Origin of the sequence: Streptomyces sp. NPDC051051, assembly GCF_040682975.1 — a bacterium.
GTDB lineage: Bacteria > Actinomycetota > Actinomycetes > Streptomycetales > Streptomycetaceae > Streptomyces.
Map to the genome: position 1 here is coordinate 129,411 of NZ_JBFBCB010000005.1, position 12,311 is coordinate 141,721.

At 73.1% G+C, this 12,311-nt stretch carries 12 protein-coding genes; 5 read left to right on the forward strand and 7 right to left on the reverse strand.

Annotated elements, in window-relative coordinates; all coding sequences use genetic code 11:
- The first annotated feature begins 18 nt into the window (after window positions 1–18).
- The 4 genes from AB0N31_RS05955 (at window position 19) to AB0N31_RS05970 (ending at window position 3,474) form a co-directional block, all read left to right on the forward strand.
- The gene (locus tag AB0N31_RS05955; RefSeq protein ID WP_366057129.1) at window positions 19–957 is read left to right on the forward strand and encodes a diiron oxygenase; all 939 of its coding nucleotides are present in this window, start codon (window positions 19–21) and stop codon (window positions 955–957) included.
- A gap of 212 nt (window positions 958–1,169) precedes the next feature.
- Window positions 1,170–1,820, forward strand: coding sequence for a TetR/AcrR family transcriptional regulator (locus AB0N31_RS05960; RefSeq protein ID WP_366057130.1), 651 nt, complete (start codon window positions 1,170–1,172; stop codon window positions 1,818–1,820).
- Between the two features lie 14 nt (window positions 1,821–1,834).
- The gene (locus AB0N31_RS05965) at window positions 1,835–2,125 is read left to right on the forward strand and encodes a hypothetical protein (RefSeq protein WP_366057131.1); all 291 of its coding nucleotides are present in this window, start codon (window positions 1,835–1,837) and stop codon (window positions 2,123–2,125) included.
- A 158-nt stretch (window positions 2,126–2,283) separates the two neighbouring features.
- Window positions 2,284–3,474: an NlpC/P60 family protein gene (locus AB0N31_RS05970; RefSeq protein ID WP_366057132.1), complete on the forward strand. Its 1,191-nt coding sequence runs from the start codon at window positions 2,284–2,286 to the stop codon at window positions 3,472–3,474.
- Here the strand turns inward: AB0N31_RS05970 and AB0N31_RS05975 are convergent.
- The 6 genes from AB0N31_RS05975 to AB0N31_RS06000 form a co-directional block, all read right to left on the reverse strand.
- On the reverse strand, window positions 3,447–4,196 hold the full coding sequence (locus tag AB0N31_RS05975; protein ID WP_366057133.1) for a hypothetical protein: 750 nt from the start codon (window positions 4,194–4,196) through the stop codon (window positions 3,447–3,449). The genes AB0N31_RS05970 and AB0N31_RS05975 overlap by 28 nt on opposite strands.
- 776 nt (window positions 4,197–4,972) lie before the next feature.
- Window positions 4,973–6,226 (reverse strand): styrene monooxygenase/indole monooxygenase family protein, encoded by a 1,254-nt coding sequence (locus AB0N31_RS05980; RefSeq protein ID WP_366057134.1) that lies wholly within the window; start codon window positions 6,224–6,226, stop codon window positions 4,973–4,975.
- Window positions 6,227–6,239: 13 nt separating this feature from the next.
- Entirely contained in the window at window positions 6,240–6,887 is a 648-nt protein-coding gene (locus AB0N31_RS05985) for an ATP/GTP-binding protein (RefSeq protein WP_366057135.1), read from the reverse strand.
- On the reverse strand, window positions 6,868–7,299 hold the full coding sequence (locus AB0N31_RS05990) for a DUF742 domain-containing protein (RefSeq protein WP_366057136.1): 432 nt from the start codon (window positions 7,297–7,299) through the stop codon (window positions 6,868–6,870). The genes AB0N31_RS05985 and AB0N31_RS05990 overlap by 20 nt, the downstream gene beginning before the upstream one ends.
- Window positions 7,296–7,799, reverse strand: a complete 504-nt coding sequence (locus tag AB0N31_RS05995; RefSeq protein WP_366057137.1) for a roadblock/LC7 domain-containing protein — start codon at window positions 7,797–7,799, stop codon at window positions 7,296–7,298. The genes AB0N31_RS05990 and AB0N31_RS05995 overlap by 4 nt, the downstream gene beginning before the upstream one ends.
- Window positions 7,796–10,567 carry a nitrate- and nitrite sensing domain-containing protein gene (locus tag AB0N31_RS06000; protein ID WP_366057138.1) on the reverse strand — a complete coding sequence of 924 codons (2,772 nt, stop codon included), beginning with the start codon at window positions 10,565–10,567 and terminating at the stop codon, window positions 7,796–7,798. Before AB0N31_RS06000 ends, AB0N31_RS05995 begins: the two co-directional genes overlap by 4 nt.
- Window positions 10,568–10,935: 368 nt before the next feature.
- Between AB0N31_RS06000 and AB0N31_RS06005 the strand changes: the two genes are divergently transcribed.
- Window positions 10,936–11,721 carry a protein phosphatase 2C domain-containing protein gene (locus AB0N31_RS06005; protein ID WP_366057139.1) on the forward strand — a complete coding sequence of 262 codons (786 nt, stop codon included), beginning with the start codon at window positions 10,936–10,938 and terminating at the stop codon, window positions 11,719–11,721.
- 42 nt (window positions 11,722–11,763) lie between these two features.
- Here AB0N31_RS06005 and AB0N31_RS06010 read toward each other — a convergent pair whose 3' ends face one another.
- A complete protein-coding gene (locus AB0N31_RS06010; protein ID WP_366057140.1) occupies window positions 11,764–12,303 on the reverse strand; it encodes a MarR family transcriptional regulator in 540 nt (179 codons plus the stop codon).
- Window positions 12,304–12,311: the final 8 nt, after the last annotated feature.

Sequence of the window (12,311 nt, forward strand, 5' to 3'; positions counted from 1 at the left end):
CGACGAGGTGGATCAGCCATGACGACCCTGACGGAAGCCGACGCGCTGGACGGCCTGCGCGACGCGCTCGGACTGCTCAAGGACCGGGAGCAGGTGGCCGAGCGGCTGCTCGCCTCTTCCGCCAAGCACTCCTTCGACCCGGACCGGGAACTCGACTGGGACGCGCCCTTCGAGGAGGGCAAGTGGTTCTGGCCGCCGGAGCTGGTGTCGCTGTACGACACCCCGCTGTGGAAGAAGATGGGCGAGGAGCAGCGGATCCTGCTGTCCCGGCACGAGGCCGCCGCACTCGCCTCGCTCGGCATCTGGTTCGAGATCATCCTGATGCAGCTGCTGTGCCGGCACATCTACGACAAGGCGGCGACGAGCGCGCACGTGCGGTACGCGCTCACCGAGATCGAGGACGAGTGCCGGCACTCGAAGATGTTCGCCCGGCTGATCGCGCAGGGCGGCACCCCCTGGTACCCGGTGAGCCGCGCCCACCAGCACCTCGGCCGCCTGTTCAAGACCGTCTCCACCACGCCCGGCTCCTTCACGGCCACCCTGCTCGGCGAGGAGATCCTCGACTGGATGCAGCGGCTGACCTTCCCCGACGAGCGGGTCCAGACCCTGATCCGGGGGGTCACCCGCATCCACGTGGTGGAGGAGGCCCGGCACGTGCGGTACGCCCGTGAGGAGCTGCGCCGGCAGATGGTGACCGCGCCCAAGTGGTCGCAGGAGTTCACGCGGGTGACCTCCGGCGAGTTCGCCCGGGTGTTCTCGGTGGCCTTCGTGAACCCCGACGTCTACACCAACGTCGGCCTGGACAAGCGGGAGGCGCTCGCCCAGGTCAAGGCCAGCGGCCACCGCCGCGAGGTCATGCAGACCGGCGCGAAGCGCCTGACGGACTTCCTCGACGACATCGGCGTGCTGCGCGGGGTGGGACGGCGGCTGTGGAAGTCCTCCGGGCTGCTGGCCTAGGGCGTGTTTCGAAAGTAGCGTCGTCTGCCCGAAGGGCAGGCCCGGCGGCGTCTGGTGCGTGCGATCGCAAGGCGGAGGGTCGCCCCGATACTGGTTGTACCGGGGCGCCCCCGACAACGCGGCGAGCGTGCGTGCCAGGCGTCGCCGGGCAGACGGGACTTTCGAAACACGCCCTAGGCGCGCCGCGGGGGCGGGCGATTACGCTGCACGTCATGAGCCCCGCCGCCCCCGCCTACCGTCGCCTCAGCGTCGAGGAGCGCCGCAGCCAGCTGCTGGAGTCCGCCCTGTCGCTGTTCGCGCACCGCGTCCCCGAGGACGTCTCGCTGGACGACGTGGCCGAGGCCGCCGGGGTCTCCCGGCCCCTCGTGTACCGGTACTTCCCCGGCGGCAAGCAGCAGCTGTACGAGGCCGCGCTGCGGACCGCCGCCGACGAGCTGCGGCACTGCTTCGACGAGCCCCACGAGGGCCCGCCGCTCCCCCGGCTCGCCCGCGCCCTGGACCGCTACCTCACCTTCGTCGGCCGGCACGACGCCGGCTTCAGCGCCCTCCTCCAGGGCGGCAGCGTCGTCGAGACCTCCCGTACGACCGCCATCGTGGACGGCGTACGGCGGGCCGCGGCCGAGCGCATCTACAGCCACCTGGACGTGGCCGACCCCGGGCCCCGGCTGCGGATGACCGTCCGGATGTGGATCACGGCGGTCGAGGCGGCCTCGCTGATCTGGCTGGACGAGGACAAGCAGCCGCCCGCCGACGAGCTGCGGGACTGGCTGGTCGACCAGTTCGTCGCCGTCCTCGCGGTGACCGCGGAGCGGGACGCCCAGACCGCCGAGCTGCTCCGTGGCGCACTCGCCGCGGAGACCTGATCGACACTGGTTCCGTGAAGAGCGAAGACACCCCCTTCGAGGGCGGCCCCCTGGACGGCCGCGTCCTCCCCGTGCTGCTGGGTCCGACCGGCCACCCGCCGAAGACGTACCGCGTCCCGGTGCCGGACGCCGGCGGCGGCCCGCCCACCGTCCTCGTCTACCGGCGCGTGCCGCGCGGGCCCGGCGGGAAGCTCGGTCTGCCACGGGGCTGGAAGTACGCCTACGACCCGGAGGGCGGGAAGAAGGACACCCGGCTGAAGTGGCCGTGGTCGAAGCCGGACACCGGACCCGACGCCACGTCGTGAGGGGCGGAAGCCCGACGCCACGCCGGGAGGCGGCCGGGACGACGCCGACGGGTGACCCCGTTGCGCCGAACCGCTCACACCCGGCGCGCGGAATCCGCACGCACGCCTGATGCTCGCCGTGCGGGGCGGAGGGGCCGCCCCGCGGCGGAGGTGATGACGTGTCAGGAAGGCTGCTGCGCATGGTGTGTACGACGGCGCTGGCCGCGCAGGTGCTGCTGGCCCCCGGGGTCGCCGCGGCCGCACCGGAACCGCCGGCGGGCGGCGAACGGTCGGTGGCCGAGCTGCTGACGGACCTTCAGAAGCTGTACCGGGAGGCCGAACGGGCCACCGAGACCTACAACGCCACCGAGGAGAAGCTCAAGGAACGCCGGGCCGAGGCCGACCGGCTCACCGCGGCGCTGGCCAGGACCCGCCTGTCCCTCCAGGAGAGCCGGGGCGCGGCCGGCCGGCTGGCCAGCCGTCAGTACCAGACCAGCACCGACCTCTCCCCCTACGTACGGCTGTTGCTCGCCCGCGACCCGCAGCGCGCCCTCGACCAGGGCCGTGTGATCGGCCGGTTGGCGCGCGAACGCGTGCGGACGGTGGGGCGGCTGGAGAACAGCGAACGCAAGGCCGACGGCCTCGCCCGCCGGGCCCGCGCCGCCCTCGACGAGCAGCTCACCCTCACCGAGCGCCGGAAGAAGGAACGCGACGCGGTACGCCGTCGGCTGGAGGACGTGGAGGAACTCCTCTCCTCCCTCACCGCCGACCAGCTCACGGCCCTCGCCCGCCTCGAACGCGACGGCGTCGCCGAGGCCCAGGACGAGATCATGGCGTCCGGCGCGCTGAGCGACGACCGCAACCCGTCCGAGGAGGGCGACCGCGCGGTGCGCTACGCCGTGCGCCAGCTCGGCAAACCGTACGAGTGGGGCGCGGAGGGCCCGGCGTCCTACGACTGCTCGGGCCTCACCTCCGAGGCCTGGCGGGCCGCCGGCTCCCCCATCCCCCGCACCAGCCAGGAGCAGTGGGCCGAACTCGCGCACATCCCCCTGGCCGAACTGCGCCCCGGCGACCTGGTCGTCTACTTCCCCGAGGCCACGCACGTCGCGATCTACCTGGGCGAGGGGAGGGTCGTCCAGGCTCCGCGACCGGGGGCCGCGGTGAAAGTGTCCCCGATCGCGGCCAACCCGATCCTCGGAGCCGTGCGCCCGGACCCGCTGGAGCCGGCCGGCCCCCGCTACGAGCCGCCCGCCCTCCCGGAGACCGCGACGGACGGCTCGGACGAGGGCAACGACGTCACCACCGGCCTCCCGGCTCCCGACGGTGAGGACCCTTCCGGGCGTCAGGAAGCCAGCAGGGCCGCGCAGTAGGTGTCCACGCCCATCAGGGGAAGCGGCGGAGCGGACGGCTGGACGACGCGGACGAGCCGCGGCACCTCACGGGACCAGCGGCGCAGCGGAAGCCAGGCGGCGGCATAGGCCTGCTCGCGGTCGGTGCCGCGACGGCCCTTGCCCCCGACGTCGTGGCGCAGCCGCGGGGCGCGGCCGCGGCGCTCGACCGCGTTGCGGGTGAAGGTGTCGGCCACGGCGCGCACGCCGGCCCGGGTGAAGACCTCGGGCAGACCGGGGGCGCCGTGGTACAGGCAGAGAAAGTCGAGGTCGATGAGGGCGTGCGTGACGTCCTCGGGCACGGTGACCGCGCGGTAGGAGGGGCGGACGTCGGAACCGTCCGTCTTCGGCGAACCGGTCGCCTGCCACCCGTGGTACACCCGGCCGAAGCCGGGCCAGTACGGCCAGACCGCCACCCCGTCGGTGACGGCGAGGTCGCCGTGCAGAGCGCGGGCCATGGCGGCGGCGCGTTCGCGCCAGCGGGCATCACCGGTGACCACGGCGAGCTGGACCGCGGTACGGCCCATCGCGAGGAACTCGTTGGTCGGCAGTTCGGCGCCCGCGAAGGAGACCGGCTCGTCGGGCAGCCACCGGTAGAAGCCGCGTCCGTCGTCCGTCGTCCCCCACTGCTCGTCGTGCACGCGCAGCGCGCGGTCCGCCGCGTCGAGGTAGCCGTCGACGCGGCGCCGCACCGACGCCGGCACGGCGTCCGGGCGGTCGCGGGCGAGCCGGGCCAGCCCGCCATCGGGTAGGTGATCATGCCGGTCTGGGCGGCGAGCGAGACCGTGGCGGGCCGCACGGCGAAGGTGCCGGGGCGCAGGCGCCGGGGACCGTGCGCCGGGCGGTCGCGCGGGACGAGCCGGGCGGTGACCGCGGTGCGCTGCTCGTACGCGGCGTACACGACCCGGTCGGCCCGGCGCTCGTCCAGCGGGTCGAGGCTGAGCCCCGCCACGTCCACGTCCGCCCGGTCGGGACCGGTCACGGTGATGCGGAAGTGCCGGTCGCCGTCCGCCGCCACGGTGACCTTGGCGGTCCTGGCGTGCGGCGGGCAGACCGTGACCTCCGGGGCGGGCCGGTCGTCCGTGTCGCACAGGACGGCGGAGGCGGCGGTGAACTTGTGGGCGCTGCTCCACACCGGCAGGCTGCGGCCCCGGAAGTCGCGCACGCCGCGCACGTCGTCGCGGGCCCGGAGCACCTGGTCGATCAGCTCCGCGAGCCGTTCGGCGTAGGCGGGCCGGCCGGTGCGCTCCGCCATCAGCAGATACCCCTGCATGCGCCACGAGGTGCCCCAGCCGATCACGCCGGTCTCGTTGTGGGGCAGCACGTCCGGGCCGTTCACTCCCACGAGGTTGCGCTCGGTCTCGTGGAAGGAACGTATCGCGGCGCGGCGCGGGCCTAAGACCCGATCGGTGAGTTTCGGCATCGCGCGAGTATGCCACCGCCGCGGACGGCTGCCCCGGCCGCCCGGTCAGAGGGCCTGTCAGGCGCCGGCGAGCGACTCCAGGTAGGCGGCCGTCTTCTCGGGCTCGTAGAAGAAGTTCTCGAAGTCCGCGGGGTTGTTGAAGCCGTTGGCGAAGCGGTCGGCGACCGGCTGGAGCGCGCCGGCCGCGCCGATGAGGCCCAGGATGTGCTCCGGCGGCGGGGCGAGCATCGCGTTCGTCCACTTGGTGACGTGCCGGGCGGTGTCCCAGTAGCGGTCGAACGTCGCCTGCATCCACGCCTCGTCGAACTCCTTCTCGCCCTGCTCGAGGATCGAGGCGAGGTAGGAGGCCGCGCACTTGGACGCGGAGTTGGAACCCTGGCCGGTGATCGGGTCGTTGGCGACGACGACGTCGGCGACGCCCAGCACCAGGCCCCCGCCGGGGAGGCGGCCGATCGGGTTGCGGACGGTGGGGGCGTAGCGGCCGGCGAGGGTGCCGCCGGCGTCGGTCAGCTCGACCTTGGTGGCCCGCGCGTACTCCCAGGGGAGGAACTTCTCCATGAGCTCCAGGGTCAGGGCGAGGTGCTCCGACGGGTCCTTGACGCCCTTGAAGACGTCCAGCGGGCCGCCGGGTACGCCCTCCCAGAACAGGATGTCGGCGCGGCCCGAGGTGGTCAGGGTCGGCATGATGAACATCTCGCCGACGCCGGGCACCAGGTTGCAGCGGACCGCCTCCATGTCCGGGTGCTCCGGACGCGGGGCCAGTCCGTGCACGTAGGCCACCGCCAGCGCGCGCTGCGGCTCGCTGTACGGGGAGCGGGACGCGTCGCGGCCGAACATGTGCACCAGCTCGCCCTTGCCCGCGGAGACGAGGACGAGGTCGTAGGCGCGGGAGAAGTAGTCGAGGTCGGAGACCGCCGCGCCGTGGATCACCAGCTGGCCGCCGCGCTGCGCGAACGTCTCCATCCAGCCGGCCATCTTCACGCGCTGGTCGACGGACTGCGCGTACCCGTCGAGCCTGCCCACCCAGTCGATGGCGCGCTGGGTCGGGCCTGGGTCGTGCGAGCCGGGGGCCGCCACCGAGACGCCGAGTCCCTCGATCTTCGGGGCCTGCTGCTCCCAGAAGTTCAGCTGGAGGTCGCGCTCGTGCTGGAGGGCCGTGTGGAACATGCACTGCGTCGACATCACCCGGCCGGCGCGGATCTCGTCCGCGGTCCGGTTGGACATCAGGGTGACCTCGTACCCGTGCGACTGGAGGCCGAGGGCGAGTTGGAGACCGGACTGGCCGGCTCCGACGACGAGTATCTTCCGCATGCGGGGCTGTCTCCTACTCGGGGGTTTCGTCGAGCGCGTGGCCCACCAGGGCCAGGAGGGTCTCGATCACGGAGATCCGGCGACGCGCATCCATGATCATGACAGGTATGTGCTTCGGGACGGTCAGCGCCTCCCGTACGTCCTCCGGTTCGAACAGCTCGCTGTCGTCGAAGTGGTTGACGGCCACGACGTACGGCAGCCCGCAGCTCTCGAAGTAGTCGAGCGCGGGGAAGCAGTCCTTCAGCCGGCGGGTGTCGGCGAGGACGACGGCGCCGATCGCGCCGCGCACCAGGTCGTCCCACATGAACCAGAACCGCTGCTGGCCCGGCGTGCCGAACAGGTAGAGCACCAGGTCGTCGTCGAGCGTGATGCGGCCGTAGTCCATGGCCACCGTGGTGGTGACCTTGTCCGGGGTGCCGGTGAGGTCGTCGGTCTCCTCGCTGGCCTCGGTCATCAGCGCCTCCGTCTGGAGGGGCGTGATCTCCGAGACGGTGCCGACGAGGGTGGTCTTGCCGGCGCCGAAGCCGCCGGCCACCACGATCTTCGTGGCGACGGGGGCCCGGGTGCGGTCCGTCTGCCAGGACTTCAGTTCCTCGTCCGGTTCGTCGAGGAGCGGGGACACACCGAAGGGGGTGTCGGCGTCAGAGACGACGGAGTCCACTCAGCACCCTTTCCAGCAGAGCGCGGTCGGGACGGCCCGTACCGTGACCGGTCCCGGTGCCGTACACACGGATCTTTCCCTGGTCCGCGAGGTCGCTGAGGAGCACCCGGACCACGCCGAGCGGCATCTTCAGCAGCGCGGCGATCTCGGCCACCGTGCGCATCCGGCGGCACAGTTCGACGATGGCCCGCATCTCCGGCATGACCCGGGTGGTGAGGGAGCCGTTCGTCAGTTCCTTGCGCTCCTCGGGCGCCTCGAGTTCGGCCGTGGTCGCCACGAACGTCTCGACGAGGAGGACGTGACCGAAGCGGGTACGACCGCCGGTCAGCGAGTAGGGGCGGACGCGGGCCGGCCTGCGGTCGCCGCCCCGGACGGGGAGCTGCTGCCTGCGGTTCTGCGGCGCCGTGCTCATCGGCCGCTCCCCGTCGTCTCCGACTCCAGGGATCTGCGCAGTTCGCTGCGGAGTTCGGGGGTCAGGACGTGGCCGGCGCGGCCCACGAACAGGGCCATGTGGTAAGCCACCACGTTCATGTCGCAGTCGGCGGAGCCGTGCACGCCGAGCAGCGAGCCGTCGCTGATCGACATCACGAAGAGGCTGCCCTCGTCCATGGCGATCATCGTGTGCTTGACCCCGCCGAACCCGATGAGCTTGGCGGCGCCGATGGTGAGGCTGCCGATGCCGGAGACGATGGTGGCCAGGTCGGCGGCGGAACCGCGCGGGCCGGCGGGCTTGGCTCCCAGGGACTCGCGCGCCGCGTCGTGGCGGCCCGGGTCCGAGGAGAGCAGGAGCAGACCGTCGGAGGACACGACGGCGACGGACTGGATGCCCGGCACCTCCTCCACGAGGTTCGTCAACAGCCAGTGCAGGTTGCGGGCTTCACTGCTCAGTCCGAAGGTACTGGACGCGGTCAACTGCTTGCCTCCTCGACTGTGCCCCCCGTGTCTTCTGCGGCGTGTGCGTGTGCTTCCTGGGACGACGGGACCTTGTTCCGGGCCGTCTGTTCGGCGATCTCCGCCTCCACGTCGCGGTATCCGGCCTCCGCCCCCCGGCGGAAGCCACCGAGACGGCGGCGGAGAGCGTCGGCGTCCACGGACCCGCTCCGCTGGCGGGGGGCCGGGGTGGGTGAGGTCAGTTTGGGAGTGCGCTTCGGGAGACCCTTGTCGGTGACGACGTCTTCCGAGGCGTCGGGGGTCCGGGTGTGCTCCGCCTCGTCGGCGCCTTCGGCGGCCTCGGGCGCGGGTTCCGGCTCGGGGGCGGCCTCGGGGGTGGGAACGGCTTCCGGTCCGGGGGCGGCGGGTTCGGTGACGGCCGGTTCGGTGGCCGCCGTGTCCGTCTCCTGTCCGGCTTCCGCGTGCGCGTCCGCCGTTCCCTCCGCATCCGCATCCCCGTCCGCCGGGATGAGGAGTTCCATCGTCGTCTCGGACGGGGTCTCCGGTTCCGCGGCCCGTACGGCCCGCTCGGCGGCCTCGACCAGCGGGTCGCCGCCGGACTTCGGGCGGCCGGGCAGGACGTTGGAGTTGGCCTCCGCGTCGGCGCCGGGCAGGGCGAAGGCGTGCGTTCCGGAACCCGGGGCCGACGCGGGGACCGCGGCGGCCGGCGAGGCGGCGAGCAGGGGGGTCGGGAGGACGACGACGGCCGCGATCCCGCCCTTCTTCTGCTCGCGCAGCTGCACGCGCACCCCGTGCCGGTGGGCGAGCCGCGCCACGACGTACAGGCCGAGGCCGAGGCCCTCCTCGCCCTCCTGCTCGTACGGCGAGTCCGGGGCGAACTCGGCGAGGCGGGCGTTGAGGCGGGCCAGGCGCTCCTCGGTCATGCCTATGCCCTCGTCCTGGACGGAGAGCATGACCTCGCCGCTCTCCAGGAGCCAGCCGGAGACCTCGACGGGCAGGTCCGGCGGGGAGGACGAGGTGGCGTTCTCCATGAGTTCGGCCAGCAGGTGGCTCAGGTCGTCGGCGGCGAAGCCGGCCACGTGCGCGTGCGGCGGCAGCGCGGAGATGCGGACGCGCTCGTAGCGCTCGATCTCGCTGACGGCGGCGCGGACGACGTCGACCAGCGGGATGGGGCCGGCGTGCTGCTGGACGTGTTCCGTGCCGGCGAGGACCAGGAGGTTCTCGCTGTGCCGGCGCATGACGGTGGCGAAGTGGTCGAGCTTGAAGAGGGTGGCCAGCCGATCGGGGTCCTGCTCGCGCTCCTCCAGGCCCTCGATGACCGCGAGCTGCCGTTCGACGAGGCCCAGCGTGCGCAGCGAGAGGTTGACGAAGGTGCCGCCGATGCTGCCGCGCAGCCGGTCCAGCTGGGCGGCGGAGTCGGCGAGTTCGGCGCGCAGCTCCTCGCGGGCGTCGGCCATCCGCTGGCGCTGTCCGACGAGGTGCTTGCGGTCGGACTCCAGGGTGGTGACGCGCTCGTGGAGGGCGACGGCGTGCTCGTGCAGGGCGTTGACGGAGCGGACGACCTGGGCGAACTCGTCGTTGCGGCCGGTGAACCGGAGGGGCTCCTCGGCGGCCGGGTTCTCGGCGCCGGCCAGCCGGGCGGACCCGATGCGCAGGACGGCCAGCGGGCGGGTGAGGCTGCGGGCCATGGCGGTGGCGATGCCGACGGCCAGCAGGATCAGCGCGCCGAGCAGGGCGATGCGGATCTCCAGCGCGGTGACGTCGTCGTCGCGCAGCTGGGCGAGGTCCTTGGTGCGGCGGTCGTAGAGGGCGGACTCGGTGCCGCGCATCAGCTCGACGCGTGCGGCGAGCGCCGCGTCGAGCTTCTTGGTGCTGGTCCCGAGGTCGTCGTCGCTCAGTTCCGGCTGGTCGGTGAGGGACGCGAGGTACTTCTCCGCGGTCTCGACGTCCGTGCCGGTGACCGTGGAGTCGTAGGACTCGACGGCCTGTTCGGGCGCGTTCTCCCGGAAGGCGGCCACGGACGCGTCGGAGCGCAGGCGGGCCTGCTGGGCGGCGGCCGTCAGGGCGTCGCGCCGCTCCGTGTCGGCGTCGGAGGAGACCTTCTCGGTGGAGGTCCCGCCGGTGACGGGGTCGTAGACGCTCTCGGTGGACGTGGGCACGTTCAGTGCGGCGAGCAGCAGGCCGCGGGTCGCGGCGGCCTGCTGGACGGCGGTGTCCAGTTCGGCGAGGGCGTACGCGCCGGAGCCCGCGCGGGGCGGCATCCGCTCGGCGAGCAGCTCGGCCAGGCCGTGCAGCGCGGTGATCGTCTCGGAGTAGGCCTGGTGGGCCTGGAGCGCGGTGCTGCGGCCGGTGAGGGCCTCCTGGCGCACGGTCGCGATGCCGTCGAGGTCCTTGCGGAGCGCGGCGGGCGTGTCGGTGTCGGCGGTCAGCTCGCGCACCTGCAGGTCCACGCGGGCGCTGCCCTCGGGAGAGGGTGCCTTGGACTTGGTCCGGCCGGCCGCGACGTAGACGGTGACCTCGTCGCGTTCGTCGGCAAGCGCCTGGGCGAGCGCGAGCGCGTCCTGGGTCTGCTCGGCCAGGGTGACCAGGTCCTGGGAGTCCTTCAACCGCCCGGAGGCGTCGAGGACGGCGGGCGCGCCCGCTCCGGCGATGGCGGCGGCGACGACTGCCACCGCGACGATCAGCCGGTTGCGTACGTGGGTGGGGCGGCCCTTGCCGACGGGGGTGCGCTCCGCGCCCCCCTCGGAGGCCGTGTTGCTGCCTGGGCGCCGAGGCCGCGTCTTCTGCACCGGTGCTCGCATTCCTGACTCGTTTACCCATGGGCCGGATGACACACCGTCAGCTGGCGTGTCCTGTCCGGTACGGTTCCCGACCCTCCCAGTGCCGGTGGGCAGGGGTCGCGCATCGCATGCCCCGCCACCCGAAGGAGTGAACATCGGAGGGGAGTTGGCGGGCAAGTTCCCCCGGCGTGTGCGACGGCGGTGCCCGGCGGGCCGGTTGGACGTGGGCGGCAGCCTTTGGCAGTATTCGCCGCCACGTCTTCCCGGAGTGCTTCATTACCGCCCAAAACAGGCGTCTGACCTGCGCGGGTACGTCGGCCCGGCAGACATCGCCGGCCTTTCGGAGAGAGCGTGAAGGGGTCGTGCAGACTGGCCGGATGCGTACGGAACTTGTGTCGGAGCCCGGCGATCGCGGGCGGCCCAACGAGGACTTCGCGAGTGTCGGCCTTCCCGCCTCCGGACAGGGCGGTGCGCTGGTCGTCCTGGACGGGGTGACGCCGCCCGCGGGCAGCTCGGGCTGTCTGCATTCGGTCCCCTGGTTCACCGCACGGCTGGGCGGCGCCCTGACCGAACTGACCCTTTCCCTCCCGGATGTTCCCCTGACGGAGGCGCTGCGCCGGGCCCTCGCGCGTACCGCCGAGGCACACGCCGGAACCTGTGACCTTTCTCACCCGCGCACCCCGCAGGCAACCGTGGCCGTGGCGCGCTGGTCGCCGGAACGAGTCGACTACCTGGTGCTGTGCGACGCGGTCCTTCTGCTGGCCTCTCCCGACGGCACGGTCACGGCGGTCCGCGACGACCGCCTCGACCGGGTGCCGCCGGCCCTGCTGGCCGGCGCGGAGATCTGCGACGCGCGCGCCCGCAACCGGGAGGGCGGCTTCTTCACGGCCGCCGCGGATCCGTCGGTGGCCGCCCGCGCGGTGACCGGTTCCGTCCCGCGCGGGGGCGTGGCGGCCCTGGCCGCCCTGAGCGACGGGGTCACCCGCTGGGTGGAGACGTTCCGGGAGGGCGACTGGACGGACCTGTTCGCCCACGTCGCCGAGCAGGGCGCGCAGGCGGTGGTGGAGCGGGTGCGCGAGCTGGAACGGGCGGACACGGAGCGGGTGTTCCTGGGCCGGGCCAAGGCGCATGACGACGCCACGGCCGTCTACGTGGAGTTCTGATCCCCCCGCGCAGGCCCTCGTGGAACTCTCGCGGTGGGCCCTCTACTTGGCCATGCCCTGGTTCAACTCGTGCAACAGGCGGGCGAGTTCGGCGACAGCGCCGCGGTCCCAGTGGGCGAGCTGGCTGACGTACCGCGCGCGGCGGGCCTCACGGACGCGGCCGACCCGGGTACGGCCCTCCTCGGTCAGGGCGACCAGCCAGGCCCGTCCGTCGGCCGGGTCGGGCTCGCGGGCGACCAGCCCCAGCTGTTCGAGGGCGCGCAGCTGGCGGGACATGGTGGCCTTGCCGACGCCGATGTAGGCGGCCAGCTCGGTCGCGCGCTGCCGGCCCAGCTCCTCCAGCCGGACGAGGAGGCCGTAGGCGGCGGGCTCCAGGTCGGGGTGGACCTCGCGGGCCATCTCGCCCTGGTTGGCGCGGGCGCGGCGCAGCAGCACCGTCAGCTCCCGCTCGAGGGAGAGGAACTCCCGGTCCACACCACCCGGCGACGCATCCTGGGCGTCACCCGGCGACGTCCCGGGCGCACCGCTCGGCGACGTCCCGGGCGCGTTCCCGCGTCCGTCGCCGTTTCCGTCCTCGTGCACGTCAGCAC

Bases quoted from the DNA above. Each gene is read 5' to 3' on its own strand.
- AB0N31_RS05955 (WP_366057129.1), top strand. From the start codon at position 19: ATGACGACCCTGACGGAAGCCGACGCGCTGGACGGCCTGCGCGACGCG.
- AB0N31_RS05960 (WP_366057130.1), top strand. From the start codon at position 1,170: ATGAGCCCCGCCGCCCCCGCCTACCGTCGCCTCAGCGTCGAGGAGCGC.
- AB0N31_RS05980 (WP_366057134.1), bottom strand. From the start codon at position 6,226: ATGCGGAAGATACTCGTCGTCGGAGCCGGCCAGTCCGGTCTCCAACTC.
- AB0N31_RS05990 (WP_366057136.1), bottom strand. From the start codon at position 7,299: ATGAGCACGGCGCCGCAGAACCGCAGGCAGCAGCTCCCCGTCCGGGGC.
- AB0N31_RS06005 (WP_366057139.1), top strand. From the start codon at position 10,936: ATGCGTACGGAACTTGTGTCGGAGCCCGGCGATCGCGGGCGGCCCAAC.